19 protein-coding genes are annotated in these 23,693 nt (G+C 36.4%); 4 read left to right on the top strand and 15 right to left on the bottom strand.

All coding sequences use genetic code 11. From position 1 onward, the window contains the following. Positions 1-18: 18 nt before the first annotated feature. Positions 19-108 (bottom strand): putative holin-like toxin, encoded by a 90-nt coding sequence (locus NSQ09_RS21680; protein ID WP_341032652.1) that lies wholly within the window; start codon positions 106-108, stop codon positions 19-21. A 155-nt stretch (positions 109-263) separates the two neighbouring features. Then, the gene (locus NSQ09_RS21675; RefSeq protein WP_068947491.1) at positions 264-1,262 is read right to left on the bottom strand and encodes a hypothetical protein; all 999 of its coding nucleotides are present in this window, start codon (positions 1,260-1,262) and stop codon (positions 264-266) included. Positions 1,263-1,429: 167 nt separating this feature from the next. Between NSQ09_RS21675 and NSQ09_RS21670 the strand changes: the two genes are divergently transcribed. Next, positions 1,430-1,762: a YolD-like family protein gene (locus NSQ09_RS21670; RefSeq protein WP_041336419.1), complete on the top strand. Its 333-nt coding sequence runs from the start codon at positions 1,430-1,432 to the stop codon at positions 1,760-1,762. Further along, on the top strand, positions 1,755-3,005 hold the full coding sequence (locus NSQ09_RS21665) for a Y-family DNA polymerase (RefSeq protein ID WP_072692677.1): 1,251 nt from the start codon (positions 1,755-1,757) through the stop codon (positions 3,003-3,005). The genes NSQ09_RS21670 and NSQ09_RS21665 overlap by 8 nt, the downstream gene beginning before the upstream one ends. Before the next feature lie 124 nt (positions 3,006-3,129). Here NSQ09_RS21665 and NSQ09_RS21660 read toward each other — a convergent pair whose 3' ends face one another. The 13 genes from NSQ09_RS21660 to NSQ09_RS21600 form a co-directional block, all read right to left on the bottom strand. Then, positions 3,130-4,377, bottom strand: coding sequence for an IS256-like element ISBsu2 family transposase (locus NSQ09_RS21660; protein WP_031600262.1), 1,248 nt, complete (start codon positions 4,375-4,377; stop codon positions 3,130-3,132). A gap of 72 nt (positions 4,378-4,449) precedes the next feature. Next, positions 4,450-4,599 carry an aspartate phosphatase gene (locus NSQ09_RS21655; RefSeq protein WP_341032651.1) on the bottom strand — a complete coding sequence of 50 codons (150 nt, stop codon included), beginning with the start codon at positions 4,597-4,599 and terminating at the stop codon, positions 4,450-4,452. Next, positions 4,589-5,725, bottom strand: coding sequence for a Rap family tetratricopeptide repeat protein (locus NSQ09_RS21650; protein WP_068947494.1), 1,137 nt, complete (start codon positions 5,723-5,725; stop codon positions 4,589-4,591). Before NSQ09_RS21650 ends, NSQ09_RS21655 begins: the two co-directional genes overlap by 11 nt. Before the next feature lie 127 nt (positions 5,726-5,852). Continuing rightward, positions 5,853-6,104 (bottom strand): phage holin, encoded by a 252-nt coding sequence (locus NSQ09_RS21645; protein ID WP_017696899.1) that lies wholly within the window; start codon positions 6,102-6,104, stop codon positions 5,853-5,855. A gap of 20 nt (positions 6,105-6,124) precedes the next feature. Further along, positions 6,125-6,517 (bottom strand): hypothetical protein, encoded by a 393-nt coding sequence (locus NSQ09_RS21640; protein ID WP_017696898.1) that lies wholly within the window; start codon positions 6,515-6,517, stop codon positions 6,125-6,127. A 116-nt stretch (positions 6,518-6,633) separates the two neighbouring features. Continuing rightward, on the bottom strand, positions 6,634-7,737 hold the full coding sequence (gene blyA / locus NSQ09_RS21635; protein WP_072692676.1) for an N-acetylmuramoyl-L-alanine amidase BlyA: 1,104 nt from the start codon (positions 7,735-7,737) through the stop codon (positions 6,634-6,636). Between the two features lie 177 nt (positions 7,738-7,914). Continuing rightward, the gene (locus NSQ09_RS21630) at positions 7,915-10,149 is read right to left on the bottom strand and encodes a tail fiber domain-containing protein (protein ID WP_068947496.1); all 2,235 of its coding nucleotides are present in this window, start codon (positions 10,147-10,149) and stop codon (positions 7,915-7,917) included. A gap of 12 nt (positions 10,150-10,161) precedes the next feature. Further along, on the bottom strand, positions 10,162-10,980 hold the full coding sequence (locus NSQ09_RS21625) for a hypothetical protein (protein WP_068947646.1): 819 nt from the start codon (positions 10,978-10,980) through the stop codon (positions 10,162-10,164). 14 nt (positions 10,981-10,994) lie between these two features. Further along, the gene (locus NSQ09_RS21620; protein WP_068947497.1) at positions 10,995-13,637 is read right to left on the bottom strand and encodes a DUF7359 domain-containing protein; all 2,643 of its coding nucleotides are present in this window, start codon (positions 13,635-13,637) and stop codon (positions 10,995-10,997) included. 12 nt (positions 13,638-13,649) lie between these two features. Beyond that, positions 13,650-14,411 (bottom strand): distal tail protein Dit, encoded by a 762-nt coding sequence (locus NSQ09_RS21615; protein WP_042976268.1) that lies wholly within the window; start codon positions 14,409-14,411, stop codon positions 13,650-13,652. Between the two features lie 40 nt (positions 14,412-14,451). After that, positions 14,452-21,342, bottom strand: a complete 6,891-nt coding sequence (cwlP, locus tag NSQ09_RS21610) for a transglycosylase CwlP (protein ID WP_341032645.1) — start codon at positions 21,340-21,342, stop codon at positions 14,452-14,454. A gap of 53 nt (positions 21,343-21,395) precedes the next feature. Then, entirely contained in the window at positions 21,396-22,079 is a 684-nt protein-coding gene (locus tag NSQ09_RS21605) for an immunity protein (RefSeq protein WP_086343985.1), read from the bottom strand. 71 nt (positions 22,080-22,150) lie between these two features. Then, the gene (locus NSQ09_RS21600) at positions 22,151-22,567 is read right to left on the bottom strand and encodes a hypothetical protein (RefSeq protein ID WP_282281371.1); all 417 of its coding nucleotides are present in this window, start codon (positions 22,565-22,567) and stop codon (positions 22,151-22,153) included. 340 nt (positions 22,568-22,907) lie between these two features. Between NSQ09_RS21600 and NSQ09_RS21595 the strand changes: the two genes are divergently transcribed. Together NSQ09_RS21595 and NSQ09_RS21590 are read left to right on the top strand one after the other, a co-directional pair. After that, the gene (locus tag NSQ09_RS21595) at positions 22,908-23,084 is read left to right on the top strand and encodes a hypothetical protein (protein WP_009966645.1); all 177 of its coding nucleotides are present in this window, start codon (positions 22,908-22,910) and stop codon (positions 23,082-23,084) included. Positions 23,085-23,108: 24 nt separating this feature from the next. After that, a partial coding sequence (locus NSQ09_RS21590; RefSeq protein ID WP_341032644.1) for a hypothetical protein occupies positions 23,109-23,693 on the top strand: 585 nt, incomplete at its 3' end.

Here is a 23,693-nt window from a genome sequence, read left to right as displayed (position 1 = left end):
GCTTGTGAAAGCCCTGACTTACCCGACGTTTATATACGTCAACAGGGCAATTATAAAAGACCCAAATGCAAGCATGAGTATTAATGCTTGAAATGTTGACATTAGCATCACCCCCTTTCATTAGGGGATGAGCAAGACTCCCTTGAGTGAGCAAACTTAATGTACAGGAAATATTATACTATACATAAATCCCCTTGTCGTTAAAAATTCACAATAAATTACCAATATGAATCATATGTTTTAAGATTGGATAGAACGTATCTCTAAATTCCCCGTGCACTAATTGATTTTAGAACCTCCTTTGCATCCTCTACAAAGAAAGGGTCATGAACTAAATTTAACTTACCTGGATTTTTACTAAAGTATTTAGCCAATTCAACTAATGTTTGGTCGCGCATTTCTTTTGTAATCAATTTTTCTATATCGTAAAATTCAATCTCTCCATACCTTGCTTTATAAAAACCCAGTCTATCTATGTCTAATAGGGGAGGCGCTCCTATTGCAGCGTGAACTTCTTGAGCGAGTTCATTTAATATAAAATAGCCGATCAACTGAAGGTTATCATTTTTATCCAAAGAGTTCTTTTTCGTTGTTTTAAAATCATACAACGTCCCATCAATCCAAATATCTGCGTCTGCACCGCCTACTAATGGTGAGCTAATGCCAAAAGAAGGGTTAAAAACAACTTCGCTGTTTTTTGTTAATATGCCACTGTTTATGAACTTATTTTCGAAAACCTCTAGCAGGCTTATTAGGTCATTGACTATTTCATCAGAAGAATCTATACAAGTATAAAAATCAACATTTGTCTCTCCAATTGTTCGAGATCTGTATAGCTGTTCTAGTTTGGCTAGCTTTAATGCTATTTGACATATATCTGGAGAAATTTTCGACTCACTTCTGATAAAGTCTAAAATGTCGTTTATTAAGGGTATATAGAAAGTATCCGTGAGCGAATAGTTCTTAGTTTTGTTACTTAATTTCCTCAGTCCCTTATAGGCAATTAAATGATCTCTTGCCTCCTCTTTATTCGTGAATTGTCCAATTCTAAACCTTGCTAAGTAATCAAAAGCAACACCCACTAAACTTGAATCGTATTGATTTTCAAGTGCATAGGGAACATATGTTGAATATTCTTTTGAAAAAGGAAGATTACCACTCAGGGTATAGTAATCTTCTTTTAATGGCTCTATAGAAGCAAGGATATTTTTAAATTCCTTGTCTTTTTGTTTTTTGCTTGTTAGTTTGCTAATCAATGACATTACTTCATCTCCTCAATTAACTTATCCATTTGTTAATAAGTGTATCACGTTTAAATTGTCATAGTATCGATTCATTACCAACATTTACATCGTACTTTTGTTCTCTTTTATATTGAATAAAGAACGTTTGTTCTGTTAATATTAGATCAATAAAGGAGTGAGTCGATATGCTTAGGGATCGAGGAACAATCAAATGGACATCAATGATGCTTCCAGAACATTTAACACAACTTAAACAAGATTTGATTGATGTGTCAAAAATTGAAAAACCATCCTTAGATGACCAACAAATTGAAGAGATGGATCTTCTCGTCTCCGAGGCACTTGAATTTAATAAAGAGTTGAGATTTAAACTCTTTAACAATGGATTCGTTGAAAATGTCACCGGCAGAGTCCATTACATTAATTTTGAACAACACAGGCTTCATGTAAAAGACCAGAATGACAATACAGTTTATATCAACATGAATGACATCATAGGAGTTACATACAATGATTGATTACTCACAATTTCCACGAAAGAATATACTTTGTGTCGATATGAAATCCTTTTATGCTTCTGTATCGGCTGTAACAAGGGGGCTTAATCCTTTAACATGTTATCTTGCCGTTGTAGGGAATACGGAGAGACAGGGAAGTGTAGTATTAGCTGCATCTCCTGCACTTAAAAAAGATTTTGGAATCAAAACAGGGTCGAGATTGTTCGAGATACCTGAAGATCCAAGAATACACATTGTAAATCCGCAAATGAAGCTTTTCATCAGAGTTTCAACTGAGATTACAAAGCTGTTTTACAGATTTGTGCCAGAAAAATGTGTTCATACGTATTCAATTGATGAATCTTTTTTAGATGCAGGAAAAGAAGATCCTGAAGAAATGGCCAAAGCAATTCAAAGCAGTATGTGGAGAGAGTTCGGTTTGATGTGTACTGTAGGCATTGGAGACAATATGTTGCTAAGTAAGCTTGCGCTTGACCTGGAAAGTAAGAAAACGAAGAGTGGTATTGCACGTTGGAGATATGAAGATGTGCCAAATAAACTCTGGAATGTTCATCCGTTGTCAAAAATGTGGGGGATAGGAGGGAGGATGGAAAGAAATCTGAATCGGATGGGAATATCAACAGTAGGTCAGTTAGCCAAATTTCCATTAGAGCTACTTGAGAAGAAATTTGGAATAATGGGGAACCAGTTGTATTATCATGCCCATGGAATCGATTTATCTGAAATAGGTGCTCCATTGATGCAGGGGCAGATTAGTTTCGGTAAGAGTCAGATTTTACTGAGGGATTACACAAGGAGAGAAGAGATTAAGGCTGTTCTTCTGGAGATTTGTGAAGAAGTCGCAAGAAGGGCTCGTACACACAACAAAGTTGGTCGAACAATTAGCCTGGGAATTGGTTACAGTAAAGATGAGCTTGGTGGCGGATTTCATCGATCTAAAACAATTGAGCTTCCCACAAATATCACGATGGATATTTATAAATGCTGCTTGATACTCTTTAATAAGTTTTACTCAGGTAAGACTGTGAGAAGTATCTCAGTTACGTTATCAAATATTGAGGATGATGTGAATCAGCAGCTGAGTTTATTTGAAGTAGATAATGAAAAGAGAAGGAAACTTGGGTTTGTAATGGATGGGATTAGAAGTAAATACGGATCGAAAGCGATTCTGAGAGCAGTTTCTTATACATCTGCAGGGACAGCGCTTCATAGAGCTGGACTTACTGGTGGACATAAATCATAAAAATAACCCCCTCAATTTGGAGGGGGATAAGAAAAACATATTAAGAAGTATGTCCTCTGCTTGCAATTTCATACGAATGACCATCAGTAAAACCAATACGGGCTTGTCAAGAAAAGTGTGTAAGTTATTCTAGATATTTCTTCACACGTTCCTTTAGGTGGTCATGAACTAATAGTTGATTCATGACCATAGCCCATTGCTGGATGCGTCCACCATCCCATTTCTTTTCTAATTCTTTTGTTCGTAAAAACAATATTTTTAATAGGGCATTCTCATGGGGGAATGCTCCTTTTTTCGTGACTTTTCGAAAGCTAGAGTGGATACTTTCAACGGCATTTGTAGTGTACATGATTTTACGAATATTACCACCATAATCGAAAAGTTGTTCCACATGAGAAAAGTTTCGTTTCCATACGTCTACAGCTCCAGGGTACGTAGACCACTGCTTTTCAAAAGATTCAAATGCACTGTGACAAGCCTTAAGGCTTGGAGCTCCATACACTTTCTTTAAGGCAGCAGTAAAAGGCTTGTAGTCTTTACTTGGTATATACTTAATCGAATTTCGAATTAAATGAACAATACATCTCTGTACGGTCACATCAGGAAAAATCGCACGTGCTCCTTCTTCCAGACCACTAACGCCATCCATTGAGAGAAAGAAGATATCTTCTACACCACGAGATTTGATTTCATCAAAAATTTGCATCCATTTATGTTTACTTTCCGTTTCATTCAACCACAAACCTAGAATGTCCTTTTTACCTTCTATGGTATATCCTAGTATTGTGTAAACGGCATACTTCTTCGTTTCATAGTCATTACGAATGGTTGTGTAAAGACAATCGACAAACACAAAAGGGTAACAGTTACTTAAGGGACGATTTTGCCACTCTTCTAAATTAGGAAGTACAGTATCCGTAATGTCGGATACCATTTCATGAGATACAGAAAAGCCATAGATGTCTTCTATCGTGGAAGAAATGTCTCGTTGTGACATTCCTCTGGCATACATCGAAATGACCTTATCCTCTATAGAGGATACATCTCTTTTACGCTTTGGAATCAACTGCGGTTCAAATGAACCATCACGATCACGGGGGACTGCAATTTCAACTTCTCCTGCTGTTGTTTTCACGATCTTTTTGCCATATCCATTTCTTCTATTTCTTGTTTCTTTTTCTCCCTTGTCATTGGATTCATAGCCCAAATGGTGATTCATTTCACCTTTTAGCATTGACTCAAACATGGGACCAAATATGTCTTTTAATGCTTCTTGCATATCTTCTACTGATTTAGGCTGATACTGTTCGATAATCTTGTTAGCTAATTCTACGGAGTTCGGATCTCTTTTCAATTTCCCCACTGAAACCACTCCTTTAGCTTTATACTTATTATTCTATCAAATAAAAAACTGTGTGAGTAAGGAACCGTACGCATTCCTTACTTACACAGTTAATATTACACTCCCACCAATACTGGCTGTATGTCCTCTGCGTGCTTCTTGGACATCTTTTTGAGTGTTAGTTAAATAAATGCTTATAAATCCAATTAAAACAATGGCTAAAATAAAGACAGATGCATGCTTAAGTTTCATAAAGACAATCCCCTCTCTGAATTTGTTTACGGGCATAAAGCACTTTTTCATAATAAGCAACAGCCACTTTATGGTCTTCTTTTTCATTGTAATACTTCGCTGCATCTGATGCTAAATCCTCCACGTCTGAAAGCATTGACTTTAATTCTAAATAATTTAGAATTGAATTTAATTTTTCATTGTCATTATCTACATATAAGGCATGAATGAATTCAAACATTTTTGCCATAATCTCATCGTTTAAATTTTTGGACAAAGACAGACCGTGTGCACACCAAGAAATTCCCTCGGAGTGATTTCTCATTTTAAAAGTGGTTTTTGTCAACATAAGTAAGATATCTAATATGCGATTTGAATGTTCATACCCATTATCCTGATATACTCTAATGCCCTCCTTGAAGTACTCAGATGCCTTTTCATAAGCTTCCTCAGCAAAGGAACATAAGCCGAGATTGTAAAGAGATGATCCGATTAATCGTGACATATCGATTTCTCTTGCTTTATCTAGAGCATCTTTAAAATGAGGGATCGCTTTTTCAGGGTAGTCCATATCCAAATAGTTCAGTCCGATAACAAATGAGCATTGAATAACTCTTACAGTGTAGTTTTCATGTGCTTTATAACTATCGATTGCTTGAACAATGTGGTGCATCGACATATGTGTTTGCTTCATATGATAATAAATTTCTGCAACTTTATAGTGGAATTCAGCTCTTTCAATTTCATCTGCAACAAGTGATAATTTTCTCTCGGCTTGCTTATAGAAGCTTATGGCATTAAGATATTCGTATTGTTCAAATTCATACATTCCCCGGAAAAAGTTAAAATAATATTCAAGAATCCCTTTCAAATCAGTTTGACTACTTTCGATCTTTTCTAATAAGTCTGAAATTTTAGGTCGTTCTTCGTTCAATGTTTTTGGTTCAAGGTAGTCCAGCATCAGCTGATGGCGAAAACACATGAGAGAATAGTACAGCAATAAATCTTGATCTTCTTTCATATGCCTTATTTCTTCCTCGACCTCAGCTTTCAATATTTCCGAATCTGGGACACTAAATAATCTTATGTATTTATACCACTCATTTATTTTCACTCCAACTTTAGAAGAAGAGATCATCTGCTCCAACACAAGCCCTCCTATATTAAATATCTAAATATGTAATATTTTATCATATTTAAATGAATAAGGAAGATTAATGTTATCTTAAATAACGAAAAAAATACCCTCCTCGATTAAGAGAAGGGTAGGGGTTTTATCTCGGTGAATCATAATCCATTGCTTGTTCACTATCAGAAATACCTTGAGTTGTTGGGTCAACAATGATACCCATTGCAGTTAAAAAAGTCAGTAGAGCATTAAATTTCTCTGTTAAATCGTCACCAAATACAGTCAAGTCATATCCAAAAGCAGAGGCAATTGCTTGTACGAATAACAGCGTTGCAGAGAAAATTGCGACAAGAAATGTTTTCTTTTTCAGTCTTACTTTCCAGTTGATTTTAGTCATTAAATCGTCTCCTGTTAATTTTATTTGAGGCCAAAATGTATGAGTAACCATGCACCGATAATAGTGGCAATTACACTTGGTAGCACCTTGAATACAAGGTCTTTTGTAAATTGTGAGGGATCAATTTTACGAGTAGAATCAGAGCGTTCCAATATTTCAACTCGATTATCTAGTTTTTCATATGATTTGCTTAGATTTTTTAAACTGTTGCTCATTTCGTTAAGAGTACTGAACTGTTCTCTTGATTGTGCTTGAGAGTCTTTATTAATTTCAACTTGTTGCTCAACAAGTGTAGCTATACGACCGATAACATTTGTTCTTTCCTCAAGAGAGTCAATCTTGTTATTAGTGTGCTTAGCTTTTTCTTCTAGTGCACTTAATCTTGAAATGGTGCTTTGCTCAAAGTTATCCATTTGTCACCAACCTTTAATGATAATAGAAAGGTGACATTACATCACCTCCTAAAATAAAGAGGATATTCGCTAATTCGGAGAGGTCAGCAAATATCCTCCGAGATAATTGAATATAATTAAATTTTTGAACCGAATTGTCCTGAGATGTATCCACGTTTACCGTTATAAATAACTTCCCAGTAACCTTTTGAATTGTTTTTACCTTTAACTGAACCAGAAATTGAAATAGTGCTTCCAAGCTTAACTGTGCCAATATTTTTAGAACTATTTCGATCAGGTTTGTCCATTACGATTGCAGCGCTTGATACACCAACAATTTTGATTTTTCCAACTGATTTAATAGATGAGGAGCTTGAAGAAGTTGATGTTGTTTTTGGGGCAGAGGAAGAGGTTTTAACTGATCCTGTAACATCAACATATTTGTCAGAAGCAGTGATGTAATATGTAGCGCCTTTAGAGTTATTAACTTTGTATTGATAGGCAGATCCAACTTTAACTTTCTCAACAACTGTAGGAAATCCAATGCCTTTATTTACTGTACCGACAACATCTTTATCTTCCCAAGATGGTTTTGAATAGAAGCGAAGACCGTCAACTTTTGATTTTAGTGAACCACTTGCTGCTGAGGAAGTGGAAGGGGAGGAGGTTGTTGGTTTAGTTGGAGAAGCTTTTGAAACAGATTTGCCTGACATTTTTGCCTTTACTCGATTTTTAAAGTCTACAAATTTTTGGCTGTTAGATACCCATGGTGCAGGGCAATTCTTATGGGTGATGTCATAATGACGAACAATATCATCAATAGGATCTAAACCAAACTTATTACATAATTCAACGAACACATCCTCAGTTCTTTCAACTGTATCTGAATGGAATGAACCGTCTTTTTCAAGGCACATTTCAACTCCAATAGAAAGAAAGTTAGCATTAGGTTTCAGCGCAGCAACTCCTCGATAAGGATTTCCGGCACTATCTCTTTGCTGAATATCATTAGCATGGTAAGCTACTTCATTTAACGGAATGATACAAATTGCTTCAGTTTTATCAACGAAAATGTGAGCTGACGCATAAACTTGCGCATTGCTAAAATATCTTCGGTGATTGTCTGCCCCGGCACCCGGATTGGCTGTGTAATGAACAACTAGCTTCTTAACACCATTTAACTTTAAACCAGGGCGAGTATATTTGTTTACTGGAATATAATTGTTTGTATAAGCTGACAAAAAACATCTCTCCTAATAATTAAATTTGAGCACAAAAAAGAGAGAAGGTGACTAAACCCAATCTCTCTTTATCTCACGTATGCTCTTGTTATCTCTGTCTTTCAAGTATGTATTTTAAATAAAATCTATATTTTATCTAGAACATAACCACCTCCTAAAAGAAATACATAAAATTTATTATGCTTTCTTAAGAGCGGCTATTTCTTTTGCTTGCTCTTCAACTTTTGCTGAAAGCTCTTGTACAGCCTTGATTAGAGGAGCAATAAATTCTGTATAACCAATTGACATTACATCTTCGCCACCAGAAAGTTCATGGTGTTGGAAACCACCAAAATCGATACCTTCAGCTTCAATTACCTTTTGAATTTCTTGGGCGATAACACCGTGATGATATCTATTTTTCTTTTTAGAACCGTCTCGCTCATGGGTGATTACTGTACCATCTTCTTTAATTTCAACATACTCATCACGTATGTCCCATTTATAATCAACAGGTCTGACTTTATTTATGAAATCTAGGCCTAGAACTGTGTCTCGAATATCAGCTTTATCACGGAGGTCAGATCTATTTTGCAGTGCATTAAATGAGTATGGAGTAGAATTTCCATCACCAAGTTGAATCTGATTGCTTCCAGAAACCCTTGAATTGAAACCAACGCCGGTAGAGTTGCTTATATCTTTCATTTCATCTCCACCAGTTGTAAATCTTAATGCACCATATCCTAATGCAGTGTTTTGATTTCCTGTAGTGTTATTTTTAAGAGCCATGTAGCCAAGTGCAGTGTTATAATCGCCTTTGTTGTTTTCGAGTGAAAGACCACCGATAGCAGTGTTAAAACTACCTTTTTTCATTTTCCATGCAGCCTTTACACCAATAGCTGTATTATCATAATTAACTGCCATTGGTGTAGTGTCGGAGTACTCTGTGATTTTTACTGCGCCTGATTCATCTCCGATAATATCTGTAGAGACAGTGAAACCAGAGGATGTCGAATTAGCGACAGTAAAGTAAATAGCTTCCCGTCCACCTACTGACATTAAAACTTTATATCCATTTTGGAAAGGATGATTCCCCATGGAGACTTGAATATTATTGTCTTTCCATACGTAAGTTCCAGTAGTCGTGTAATACTCTGACACTTGAGCCATACCAGAGATTTCATTCTGGGCGATCTGTGTAGTGCTTACTGTGAAGGTATCCACAGTGATGCTCTTAACCGTAGTAGAAAACTTCTCTCCACCATCTAATGCTAAAGACAAGTTCTGGCCAACAATAAAGGTGTGACCAATATGAGTAAGGGTGATGTCTTGACCTATCCAAGTGTATCCTGCTTGAATACTAGGGAAGAATCTTTGCTTTCCTTCGAATGAGACATCAGAATCGAGTTGACTCATAGCATAGTAACCCATTGCAACGTTCCGCTGACTATTTTTAATTTCCCGTCCAGCGTTTACTCCCACTCCCACATTGCCAATTCCATTTGACCAATAAAGGGAGTTAGTTCCGACTGCAACTTGGTATCCGGCAGTTTGAGGGGAATTATTTATAATTGTTTTACTGTCCAGGTTTAATGGGGCATACCCAGACATAGCAGCAGCACCTAAAGCAGTGTTCCAAAGACTCTTTTCATTTGTCTGTAAAGCGTTTCTACCCATAGCGACGTTAGAATACCCGTCTTTGTTAAAGCGCATAGAATTATCGCCCACAGATGTATTCCGAGTCCCTTTGAAAGCATCTCCTTGTACACCGGTAACATAATATTGACTTTGTAAACCAATGGCCAAGTTATAAACGCCATATTTATTATTAAATAGTGCTCCGGCTCCTATTGCTGTAGTGTTTTTAGTGTATTCACTTGCATTTGAAAGTGCATTTTCACCGATAGCAATAATATTATGACCTGCAATACCTTTATATTGATCTCCTGGTCGGAAGTTTTTAGCAGCATTGTTCCCGATGATGATATTTGAATTTCCTGTTTGAAACGATGATACATATCCAGAGAAATATTTATTTCCGTCAATGATAAAGTAACCGTTCAAGTATTTATTTTTATTCGGAAAGCTATTAACGACATATGTTTTACCTGCCAAATCAAACACATTATCTTGGTAAGTCGATTCTATGGAAGAAAACACACTAGAGTCATCAGTTGTTCCATCGCCTTTGGCTCCTAACCAGGAAATATTGATTCCTCTATAATTAAATTCACTAATAATCTTTTCAGACAGTGTGTTTCCTGTGGCTTTAATAGCGTCTATATCGCCAATTTTATTAAATTTCTGACTGATGTCATCTGCAGTAAACCTATTATTCTCTGATTTTAAAGCTACAGCGTCAATAGGTACCCATTGTTTGGTTTCTTCATCATAATAGCCCATTGTATTTACTGGAATTAGATTGTCACTCAATAATGTTCCTCCTTATCCTTTCCTTATCCAAACCATGCTACCGTCAGGTGCATCTTTAGAAGGTTTTACTCTTTTTTTGCTAGGCGGGCTATTTGTCCTCAGCCACACTGTTCGAATATTGTAAGGTTCAATATAACTTGAAACAACGTTATAACCATCGAATTGGTCTGAAATGCTAATATTAATCCAGTCAAAACCATCCCAGCGATATTCAATACCTGTATCTCGAACAGTAACAACCCACCCAATTTGAGGATTTGGGTAAGTATCCATTAAATCTTGATATGTATAAACCATCGGCAAATATATTTTTCTAGTGTTCTCAACTACATACTCGTAATCAGAAGTTGCTTGTCTACACCAGTTTGTTATTTCGATGCATCGTTTTGTTACTCGTTCACATTCAGCAATTCGCTCATTCATCCGAATTATTGTGTCTTCAGCATCATCGATAAGTCCTTGTAGAGTCTCAATAACCATATTGCCTTGGCGTTTAATCCAAATTCGAGAGGCAGGGAAGAAGGAAGCTCCTTCACCACTATAATTAAAGGTTAGCGATTTCCCTTCATTTGAAGCATTAAAAAAGACAACTCCCATAAGGTAGTCAACCTTAAAATAATTGTCTTCTAGTTCACCATCTTCAATTTCTCGCCATTCCTTCTTATCTCCAATAACTTCTACACGAAACTCTCTGTTAGGAATCTCAGTTAGGAGTGCTCTTCCGTTGTATACAGTTAATGTCTCGCTATAAGTTAGATACGGGTCTTCAACAGAACCTATTCTCTTTTTACTTAAAATTGGGTCATTATATAATTCAGCAAAATCAGCCAGTTTAATCACCTCCGTTAATTTTGTTGGTAAGCTTCCCAGATATATTTAACGTTTAATTTATTTCCTCTGCAGTTACTATCTGAGCCTGTGATAAAAAGGTTGTTTCCCAAAGCACCATAGCTTAAATCTCCTCCAATAAGGGAAAGTCCGGTTGAAGTAACTTGATAGGCATAGCCCCCCAATTGACTTTCAATTACTAGTTGACTGTCTTCAGGTGAAATCGGGGTTATTCTAACTAAATCGGGGGTAAAGGCAAGCGGAATTTGTTTACTTAAAGTGCCGTCTCCTGTGTAAACACCTTTAGCAAACTTGGGAGGAACGGGGATATTTTCAGTTAATGCATAGTCAGAAGCTGCTCGTCCACCTAACATCTCTGCATTTCCATCTATTGAGCCACTAATGACCCCTGATTGATCACGTACTGGTATAGAGTTTGGTGAGGTGGTTAATGAAGCTGTAAAACCATTCAGAGAGTCTGCTGAACCAGCAGATGAAACAATCCATTCCTCTCCGTTAAACAGTTCCTGTTTATTAGTCTTTGGGTCAATCCAAATTGTTCCTGTCTCTGGATCTTCTGGCTTAGATTCCGTGGAAATTGTATAAAGACCATTAACTTTTCCACTAAGGCTTCCTTTTACTTCAATTGAAGGAGTAGGGAGGTAGGGGTTTTCAGAAGGATGATTTGACTTAACTATATCCGAAAGAAGAATTTGATTAATATCGATATCCGCATCTACTCTTCGATATGCTTGAACACCAATTGTATAGTACATATTTGAAGGCAATCCGGTAAAAGTAGCTGTTCGCCTGTCATATTTAACATTTTGTAAATTTTCACTAGCTTGCACAGAGCCAAATGTGTACTCCTCATTGTCATCACTACCGTGTAAGTAAACCTCAAACCCATCAATGTTGTATTTGTCTTCATTGGAATCAACATAGTTCCACTGAATGGTAATATCAACTGACCCGTTATCATTTACCTTATGGGTAATTGCCGTGCCGTCAGAAGCAATAACAGGGGGTGCTGGCTGCACTGAGATTCTGTCATTTCGAATATTGAAGTTTTCAGTTACTTTGTCCCATTCAATCTTTCTTTTGTTTAATTCAGTACTTATTTTGTTTGTTCTGTAAACGGTCTTAATGACTTTCTCAAAATCAGATTGAACTCTTTTTCCATTTGTAACTGTGACACTAATATTTGATTGTTCAAAATCAATTGTTATTGCTGAAAGAATGGCTTTAATATCGGTATTTAAATCACTCTGTTGAACTCCTACTATGTCTCCCAAACTGAACCTATCCCAGTTATGTTTTTCACTAATACAGTTAAAAAAGTTTACAATATCGAGTGTTACATTCACTGGCGGTGTATTACGACTTTCGAGTTCTTCGTTGGCATCATCATAAAGTTCATTCTCATCATAGATGCTGTCATTTGACCACTCAGTTGTCGAAATGAAACGTGAGAGCAGTTTTTGCTGATTTTCACTAAAATTGTTCTCAAAAGAAAGCTTTTCTTTAAGCTTAGAAATTGAAGCAGATATTTGAGAAATTGTTGATTCAATCGTAGCAATTTGGTTTTTCTTTTCTGCAACTGCTTTCTGCTTTACGGCAAGTTGAGCTTTTAGTTGACTTGTGTCATCTCCAGCTTTCTTCGCAACTTCAATTCGATCTAATAACTTTTGGACTTCTAGATCAAGTGTGTAAAGCTCATTATTCAATTCGGTTAAACCAGTTTCAGCTTCGTTCTTTTGGGTGAGAAGTTTATTAAACGCATTTCCTTCGCTATTAACAAGATCATTATAATCAAGAATTGCATGACAAAGTTCATCTGGCATATAGGCACTGTGGGAAATTACATTTCGTTGTTCGTCACGTTGAAAGGGGAAGAGGAAATAAGAGAAATCATCAATGTACGATTGACCAGTCGGGTTCACTGAATTAATACTTATGCCATCTTTTCCAGTAGCATACAGTCTTGTTACCAATTCGTCTGCATCATCAGAATCGTCCATGCTAATCATATATTGCCGAGGGTTCAGTTTGAGGCCTTTGTATTTCGAAATGTCTGATTCTTTATAAAAGCTTACAGTTTCTTTTAATGTATCAAAGACTGGAACTGCATCGAACTTCTCGCAGATTGAATATAAAAAATCAAGCTTGTTAGTTGATGATACATCAAACTGTCTTCGTTTTACGTTAAAGAGAGTATCTATGTATCCAACCGTCCAACTGGTATTCTTTAAACAGTCTGTAACTACTTCCTGCAGATTTTTAGATGTCTCCTCATATTTAAGAACGCTTATTCTGCTCAATTCATGTTGAAGAGATCTACACTCAACTTGTACAGTATCCATTTCACTGCTGAAAGACTTGGTTCTTTTTGTGATAATAAACCAAATCGCAAGCCCATAGAACTCAGTTTTAATTAGGTACCAGGGTTTTAGTAAATCTACAACATGATTCCTTTTAATGACCCCATCATAGGTGGCCTTAAGCGGAATAGAGAAGGAGAGTTCGTGAACGCTGCTTCCATGATTTAAAGTTACAGTTGGATTCAGAACTTCATCAATGTTGGCTATTTTAGTCTTATCTGGCTTAGCAAGGGATAAGCGTATGTTTTTTATCTCTGTATCCTTGCGAATAGTTATCAATTTTTCACCTTCTTACCGATACTTAAATCTGAAAGTGAATCTCAGTTTGCATTTTCCGGTCACTTTTAATCGATTTTTTCCGTAATCCAATCTAATATAATTGTCATTGAAATCATCATATCTTTCATTCCCATATAAAGACGACTCGATTATTTCTTTTTCACCATTCACTTTAACAATTTCTCTGTCTTTTAGATTGCTGAATATAAAGGGATCAGTATAATCACTCAGGTTCTCGATTTTTACATCGCCGTCGCCAATTTTAAGAATTTCAACAGTAGGGTAAATCGCAACATCGCCTTTGTTATGGAGTTCAATGGTTTTCATTCCTGATGATATATCAAAGGAATGAGTACTTGTGTTTCGACTATATGCATAAGGGGAGTTGCATTTCATTGTCAAACGAACATATCCATGTCTAGCCGCATTATGGACTAGATCACTGGTATCTACGGGCATTGCATAATACACAATGTCTAAATTTTCACTGAAAGCTAAGGGCTTGTAATCATCAACATCTAGCCAGCGCTTAATTGCTCTTATTTTTTTCTCATCATAATTTTCACCAACATAAAAGTTTAAAGGAAATTGTTTTGCTTCTCTTTTGACACCTTCAGTGTACGGCTCTGATCTTCCTTTTACATAAGTTTCATTAACTGATCGTGAACCCAAAAAAGATTCCTCAACTAACCCAGACTCTGTATTAACGTTTTCCACTCCGTAGTCAATGGACTTTTCGTTGTCAAACAGGAAATATTGGCTCTGTCTAATCAATTTTTCACCCCCAATATAAAAAGAGCCGGCTTTAGCCGACTCATGTTATGTTGAAATTCAGTCCAGTATTTTTAAGACCATTTGCTAATTGTTTGTACACTAAGCTTGCAGTTTCTTTAGCATTACTAGCTTCTGTTACATTAATTGTGAATGAGTTCTGATTGTTTGATGTATTTCCTTGAGGTGTAGAAGGGGTTACAGTAGGTGTCGAGAAGTTCTTAAGAGTTGGAATTAAGCCTTTAGTTAGACTTGTTTGACTAGCAACTGCAGCGTTCATTGCTGGTGTAACAAGAGAAATACTCTTACTTAAAACATCTGAAATTTTACCAGGTTGACCCCATTTAGAGGTAGTCTTTACTGAATTATCAGTGGACGTTTGACGAACTTGTTTCACAGCTTCCAGCATGTTTTCAGTATCTGTCTTGTTTAAAATAAGTTCCTTGTCATGTAAGAATGCAAGCTTTCCTGCTCCAAGTCCTGTGCCTGTATATCCACCAGAAGCAAATGATGACACCTTTTTACCTGTTGTATTTCCAGTTGTAACGGTATTTAATGCACTGGCAGCGTCCTTAAGCTTATCAATCAAGTTATTAGAAATACTTTTCCCAATCGACTTCATATTCTCGTTAATGAACTTGGTGAATTCATTAAGCTGTTTAGCGATATCAGTGATTTTACCATCCATAAGCTTATCTTCAAGCTTTTTGAATGCTCGTTCATCATTTACCAGGTCATCGTACTTGTTGTTAATTGATTCTTCATCTTTATCAAGCTGATCTTGAAGGGCTTCTTTCCGTTTTGTGTTGCTGCGATCTTTTATGTACTCATCCAAAGCTTCCTGTTGTTCTTGAAGTTGTTTCTCTAGGTCTTTGACTTGTGATTTAGCCTCAGAGGAGTCGTCCATGGAAAGTTTACTGATCTTATCTTTTGTTTCCTGTATTGCTTGGTTTTTCTCCTTCAATTCCTTTTGATATTTAGCTTCTTCGTCTTCTTTGTCGATCTCATCAATCTTATCTTGTGTCGCTTTCTGATGGGCTTCTAACTCAATATCCCGCATTTTTTCGTACATCTCTTTGTAGATGGATACAACTTCATCAGCCAATGATTTATAAATATCCTTGATCGACTTCTTGGTGTTATAAAGCTCAAGGTTAAAATCTTTCTGTTTATCTTTCCAGTTTTCGATTTCTTCAGTGATCTGTTCCTGGATGTCAGGGAAACCTTTCGCAGCTTTCTTTTGCTCTTCAAGCTGTTTGATATATTTTTTGGCTTCCTTTTGTTGTTGCTGAATGAGCTTTATCTGTTTGCTATAGTACTTAACCTTGTCCTCATCTTCTTCAGTCATTGAAATTTTATTATCAACATCTTTAATTTTCCCTTGGGTTTTAGAAGATGACTTTTCAATTGACTTAAGCGTCTCATCAACTTTAGATTGGACAAGTTGCTTCTGTAGCTCACGAACCTGATCTTGAACAGAAATTAAATCTAGTTTGGCTTGTTTAAGCTCTTCTTGAAGCTGGGCACGTTGAGCGGAGTTCAATGCTTTATTTGTTTTTATTTCTTTTTGAATCCAATTAACTTTTTGTTGTTGGATTTTAGCTTGTTCTGCAACAGCTTTTTTCTGATCAGAGGTGTATTTGCGGAATTCCTTGCTGTCAGAAGTGTATCGGTTAGCCATTGATTCATCTTTAGCTATCCGAACATCAAAATCCCCAATTCTTTTATCAAACTCATCGAGTTTGGATTGAACTAGTTCATACTGAAGTTCTTGAATCTGATCATTGACTGAATCTATATCTCCTTGAAGGGAGAGAAGATCAGATTTAGCCTGGGCTATCCCTTGTTGCCGTTCTGCCTCAGCTTGTGACGCATCTGAAATAGAAGTTCCAATACCTTGCATGTACTTTTCAGGATCGATTGTTTTTCCATTTTGTTCGATCTGTAAATGAAGGTGATTTCCAGTTGAGTTCCCTGTGCTACCAACTTTACCAATAGTTTGACCGGCTTTAACTGATTGACCTGTTTTAACAGAAGGAGTGTTAAGCATGTGCATGTACTTGGCAACTGTTCCATCATCTTGTTTAATAACAACCCAGTTACCTGCAGTTTTACTGTAGCCAGCAATTTGGACTTTACCACTTTGAAGAGATTTAATTGCTGTACCTGCTTTTGCAGCAAAATCAGTTCCTTTATGTGGGGAGGAGCGGAGACCAGATTCCTGTTGTCCATATTTGGAGCTTACCCTAAAAGCGCTATTATTTGTATAATAGCTGGCGATTGAAGAAGTGGCAGAGGAGAGGGATTTGCTGTAGTTGGCCATGATCTTCTTGACGTAATTCTGTGTTTCTTTAAAAGGAGGGATACCACCATATTTAATTACGTTACCAGGCCCAGCATTATATGCAGCCAATGCTTTTTCAACATTACCGCCAAACTTTTCAAGCTGTTGGGCGAGGTACTTTGTTCCACCCATAACATTTTGATAAGGATCGTAAGCGTTATTTACTCCTAAGCTTTTCGCTGTTGCTGGCATCAGTTGCATTAATCCCATGGCACCTACACCAGATCGTGCTTTAGCATTAAACCCTGATTCTTGCTGAATTACAGCTGCAATAAGGGCAGGGTCAACATTGTATTTACTAGCTGCTGAATTTATGTAGCTTGAGTACTTGCCTGAATAGGAACCACCAGTTGAGGAGGGGGTTCCGCCAGAAGAAGTTGTAGAGGTTACAATACCGTATTGAGTAATGTTACCAGATTTAATTTGATCTTTAAGCAGCTTAGCTTGTTCCTGCATAAGCTTTTTCTTTTGCTGAAGTGCTTTAATTTCTTTCTTGATTGCATCTCGATATTTCTGAGAGTATTTAGGATAATCATTGACCTGCTTGTTGTGCTTGTCAATCTCAGCATTAACTTTTTCTAATGCTTCCTTGTATTTATCAACAACATACATGGAAGTCTTGGTTTCTTCATTGGCTTTTTCTTGTTGATCTGTCCAATTCTCCAATGAAGTTCCAGCTTCAACAAGTGCCTGTTTATTCATTTCTTGTGTACTGGTGGCTTCTTCAGATGCAGAAATATAAGATTCTAAAGCTGATTTAACGCTTTGCATTGCTTCAATTTGACTATTGGAGTATCCACCAGGTTGAAGCATTTTCTCTTCAAGCTTTTTAAGTTCTTTTTTTGCATCTGCAACATTATTAATTGACTTAACTTCTAGGTCTGACAGTTCGGCCTCAGACATATCAAGCTTTCGTTCTTTTCGTAGCTTTTTCAGGCTGTCAATCCGTAAGGTATCAGCGTTTAAAGTTTTGATAGCGTTGTTAACTTCTGTTTTCATCAATTTATTGCTGTAGGTAACCATGTCGTTATAAGCATCAAGTTTAACTTTTCTTTGTTTGATAACTTCATCACGGTTAATTTTCACAACGCCATTTTCGATGCTAATAGCCTTGGCAAGTTCCTTATCTTTTTGAATAAGGGTATTAGCTTCATTTGCAGAAATACTTTTACCTTCAGCCATTTTTTCCAGAAGATCATTGAGAGGAGCTACTTGATCTTTGGTGTTATTAAAAATATCCCCATTTAAGGCATCTTGAACGGAATCGAACTGCATAGCATCTGACATTTCTTTAATAGCTGCCTTAATATCATCAACACTATTTGCATCCAGAGCTTCTTTTAGCTTCTTACCAAAATCTTCTGCCTCATTACCTGCTTCTGCCAGCGTCTCACCTAAATCACCAACTTCAGATTTGACGGAAGATAAACTCTTATCTCCATCTTTTATGTTCTTCTGTGCTTTGTCGAAGCTCATTTTAAAAACATCAATAGAAGAATCGGATTTGGAGTATGTTTCTAAGAGACTTTGAAGATCTTTTTTTGCGTTATCGAAAGCTTTTTCATCACCTGAATCTAAAGCTTTTTGCATTTTTTCTTGAAGCTTTCCTAAAGAAGAGGAGAATTTTTCTAATTCTTCAGGATCTAAATCATCTTTTAAGTTAAGTTTGTTGACAACATCACTAATACTCGTCTTTAAAGTATTACTGATATCAATTGAACTATAAGCATTTGCAATTGAAAGGACGCTATCTTTAACTTTAGCATTTCCACTCTCAATGTCAGATTGAGCTTTGAGCATGCTTTGTTTAGCTTTATCAGCTGCAACCTTATAGTCATCGTCATCTGCAATGAGATCCCATTTAGGTCTACCTTTATCGTTGTAATCAGCTATTTGTTTGTACTGCTTTAGTTCATCCTTAGACTTTTTAATTTCCTTAGAAGCGTCTTCGAATGTTTTCTTTGCGCTGTCTCTTGTTTCTTGTTTCTTTAAAGCCAAATACTCTTTAGTATTCTCAATCGCTTTTTCAAGCTCTTTATTTGTCTTAAGAATTGCATTTCCTTGAGAATCATAGCCTTTAACTAATGCAGGGAATGTTTGTGCTAATTGCTGAGTGACTTGAAGGTATTCTTGCTCTTCATCTGAAGTTAAAGATCTTGACTCTTTAACTTTTTGAAGCTCTTTATATTGCTGTATTAGTTTATCAGTGGAGTCTTTATTGGTCGTAATTGCTTCGACATTGGTTTGCTGGCTCTGCTCAAAATCATCTTTAGCTTTTTTAGCTTCTGCAAAAGAAGAAATTAATGATTCTAGCGCCCATCCTAAAGCAGCAAACGCACCGCCAACTAATGTTGAAACAAGCAACCCTCGAAGAGCAGTTTTTAGAACTCTTGAGGCAACTGCTGCACGAGTCATACCAGCTTCTAGCCCAGCAGTTGCTAAAGTTTCTTGCCCCATTGCACGTGTGCCCAAAATTAGGGTGGTGGCTAATGTGCGGGTATTCTTACTGAGCAAAAGGGTTGCAGTGCTTACTGCAGCTAAAAGGGGAGGTAGGAACCCTACTGATTTGATTACTCCTGTTGAAGCGTTAAGTAAAGAACCTGCTGCTTGAGTGAACTCAATTAATCCATCGCTAATAAAAGCATCTGAAGCAGCAATAGCAAATTCAGTAAAGTTATTTTGAAGCTTATTTACCCTAGCTTGTAGACTATCAGCATATTTTTGTTGCTCGCTCCATGCACTTCCCGTAGAGTTAGCTGCAGTTTTTGCCGCATTCTGAGCAATAGAGAAGTTGTTCATCATTGCATTAAAACGAGATAACTGATAAATACCAGCTACTCCAATTGAAGTATTTTGCTTTTGAGCATCAGTAAGAGTATCCCACTTACCAGCAACTTCACTAATTAAATCACTTGCTGATTTAGCTTCTCCACTAGCTGTTTTGACAGAAATACCGATTTCATCTAACGCTTTAATTGAGCTTTGATTATTTCCAATTCGTGCAAAAATTGTCTTTAAAGAGTTACCGACGATATTCCCTGATTCACGTGTTGTACTAGCAATTGCGGTTGTGTAACCAATAAGATCATTTAACTCGACCCCGAATGTAGAAGCAGTTGAACCTGATTTCCGGATAGAATTCGCTAGATCGAGTGTTGTAACAGCATAGTTATTATCAACCTCATTTAATTTATCTGCAATTGATATTGAATCATTGGCTGCAATATTAAAGTTGAGCATTGCTGCCGTAAGAGTATTAACTGTATCATCGGGAGTTAAATCGGAGACATTTTGAAGAACTTGAGCAGTTTTCGTTAACGTGGAGAGTTCACTTTCATCGAAGCCCATTCTCCCAAAATCGCCTGTCATTTGGAGAATATCTGTGATTTTATTTGAAAGTGTATCACCTAAGTCAATAGATTCTTGGAGAAGTTCATTATATTTATAGTCCGGCTCATTCATAACACGGCGGATATTTGTCATGAGCGTATCAATTTCAACTGCCTGGGATACCATTTCTTTAAGTCCAGAGATAGCCCCATAGAATAAAGAACCGGAGATTAAATAGGTGGACATGCTTTTGAAGGTTTGGGTTAGTTCTGCTCCAAAAGAAGAGGCTTGATTAGCAGCTGCTTGAGCGCTGGAGGCTAATTCTCTAAATTGCATATTCAAGTTTTGAATTTGTGATCTGACATTATTGCTTCCAGTGCTTACATTAAGACTATTTACTGCATTCAAATAATCTTGAACAGCTTGTCTATTACTAGAGCCCATTGAACTGCCATACCGTGTATTTAGGTTTTGGACATTTACTTGTGCCTGTCGCTGATATAATTCAATGGTTTTCTTTAATTCGTTGTTCTTCGCAACTGCAGCAGATTTATCATCTAACATCCTTATCCTATTTTGCAGTGCTTCAATTTGTTGAGCGGATTGAGCTGTGTTTATTTTTCGGCCAAGAGATGAGATGGTCGTATCAGTAACAATACCTTGCTGTCTAAGCTTCTCTAGATCTTGCTTAAGCTGCTCAATTGCTCTCCTTTGTTGGTCATAATTAGTTGTAGTTTTTGAAGAAGTCGAATTAGTTTTAGGATCAGTTGTATAAACAATATCATCGAACCCGTGACGATTTTTCTGCACAACCTTTGTTGACTGTCCTTGCAGATTTCTCTGCACAGTCTTTTTTTGAACCTGTCCTAGTTTCTCAGTGGCCTGTGTAAGCTTGTTAACCTCTTGAGTTTCTTGCTTTAGAGCAGTATTGCGATTATTGATTATTTTCGTTTCGCGTTGAAGTATTTCACCATTCTTCTTATATTGCTGGGTGAGTTTTTCAACCGATCCGTCAGCATTCTTAATTACTGTTGAGGTTTCTCTAACTGTTTGATTATAGGATTTTAGGTTTTTCTGATATGCATCGACAGCAGAGGAGAATTCTTGCAGAGCTTTTAAGGTTGTAGAATCAATATTCGTATTGAGCTTGAGGGAGTTGAGTTTCTTTTCCAGAGATTTAATTTGCTGATTTAACTGTTCGACAGTTTTAGATGAGGTATCAGCTTGTGGGGTTAGTATAATTTTGAGGTTTTGACTCAAGTAAGAATCACTTCCTTTCAGTAGGGGAGAGGACAAAGAAAAAAGCCACTCAGTTATTGAGCGACTTTGTTTGCTTTCTTAATAATTACATCCATAACACCATGCCAATATTCTGCATTCTTAAGTGCTTGTTGAATGATATTGCTATCTTTCTTATACCCCTGAGTATTATACCCTTCAACTTCTTGTGTGGGGAGAAAATCGATGTAATGGATAGGTTTACTGAGGTCTTCAACCGTAATCTTTAGCGTGACGGATTTGACCATTTCATTTTGTATTGAAGAGGCAGACAACCCTCCAAGTGCAGCTCCAATGCCTCCAGCTAACAGGCCACCAGCTACAATTCCCGATTTTGATACTTTAGAAATTATTTGATTGTCCAAAGTAATTTCGGATTCAATAATATTGGAAAAAGGGATTGTGTATTCTTCAATATGTTCATCTCTATTAAGCAGATATATTTTCACAAGAGAATCAGATTCTTTAAAAGCAATTTTAGTTTTGTAAGTATTAAAGAAATTGTCTGGTTTAAAACCAACGTCGAAGTGCTTAAGTGTTTCCGCATTTTCTTTTAGTTTATCTATATTTTTTTGGCTTTTAATTTTGTAAGGTTCAAGTGCTAATAGGGCTAATCCTGCAATTATTAAGCAAATTCCCATGCCTCTCCAGCCATCCATTAGCAAAAAGAAAAGACAGAATAAAAAATAGCCACCATAAGCCATTAACTTATATCCCATTCAACCACCGCCGGTATCATTTTCCTACATTATACCATGGTTTTCAGTAGGGCTATATGAATGCAGAGGATTTATTTATCACTTTTTATTCTAGTGAGAAGGTCTTTAAAATATACAGCAGTCGTATGAGTCCTTTTATCAAGTAAAGTGTATCCGTATATGGCTATGACACAAAAAATTACCAAAAAGGACATTACTGAGCTATTATCACCGAACACTGTTTTAAATAAAAGCGTTATACTTGTTACAACAATTGCGGATAAAGATATCGTTTTTGAAACATCGCATGCTGTTTCAATTCTTGACATCCTTGCTATTGCTGAGGATAATTCCTCATGGTTTAACGATTTTAAAACCTGAAGCTTTGTATTTAATGAATTGAAGTCTTGTCCAGTAGACGGAAATTCTGTTCTTATAAATTTTATTAATTCTGATGCATCTAGTTCCGCCAATTTTCGTCTAACTGTTTTCTTATTGAACATTTTCATCACCTCTCCATATTATCGACAAATACGCAAAGGATTTTAATGGAAATTAGATTTCTAAGAGTACGTTTCTCTAATTATCAAAATGAATGAATAGTCCTTTTTAAGATTTATACACAGTTATTCTCCAAGGAAAAACGACTCAATTTTTCGATTTTTTATGTAAATCAAAAAAGAATCATGTTAGAGTAGGTGTGCTGAAAATAATTCGAAAAATTATTTTGCGATATGATTAAAGTAATATTGCCAGAGAGTTCGGATTGGACAAAATTGTAAGTATTTAATACACTGGGGCTGCAATCAAATATGCACCTGGAATCAATTGCTAAACGGGGGAGTTTAAATGAACAACAAGAAAAATATCTTTGATATTGTAATGTACATTATTTTCGGTGTGTTAAGTCTTTTTCTAGTTGCAAAAACTGATTATGGCACTGGAGTTTTAGTGTTTGTTGCAATTTTATACCTCGCAGTAATTGCTTATAAAATTAAGCAAGTATTTAGTAATTCAGATTCTTAAGGTGTAACACAAGGAGGATTTTAATTGAGAAAGAAAAGAGTTATTACTTGTGTTATGGCTGCATCATTGACTTTAGGCTCACTTTTACCTGCAGGTTACGCTTCTGCTAAGGAGGACTCTAAGAAAACCCCTTCTTACGAAGAACTAGCACAACATTACAAAATGAAAAGTGAAAAGATTTCATCGAACGGGAAATTAGTTGAAATTGAGTATGTGAGTGGAAATGAATCTCACAAAGTTCAGATGAACGGAAATGATCACACTGTAAAAGTCGATGGCATAGAACAAAAAGGCTTGAACTTTGAGTATGATGAAAATGTTGCTAACAGAACAAATTATGAAAACAATAATTTAAATTCTAATGAATTCACAACACAGGCTGCAAAACCTAAAAAAGGATACCATTATGTGGGGACTTTATCTGGACATACAAAAGCAGCTAAAAATGCGTTATCAGTTACAATGTCATTAGTCGGTATTGTCCCTGGGCTGGGATGGGGGAGTAAGGCTGCCACAATTTTATTCTCTTATTGGGCTAAAGAACAAATCCCTGATGCGTATTATAAATATGATTTATATGAAAAAGGGGCAATGACTGATAGCTGGTAT

It is taken from the genome of Bacillus sp. FSL W8-1202 (genome assembly GCF_038006165.1).
In the GTDB taxonomy this organism is placed as follows: Bacteria; Bacillota; Bacilli; order Bacillales; family Bacillaceae; genus Bacillus; species Bacillus subtilis.
The sequence above is the reverse complement of the archived record's forward strand: the minus strand, read 5'-3'. Positions and strand labels throughout refer to the sequence as shown.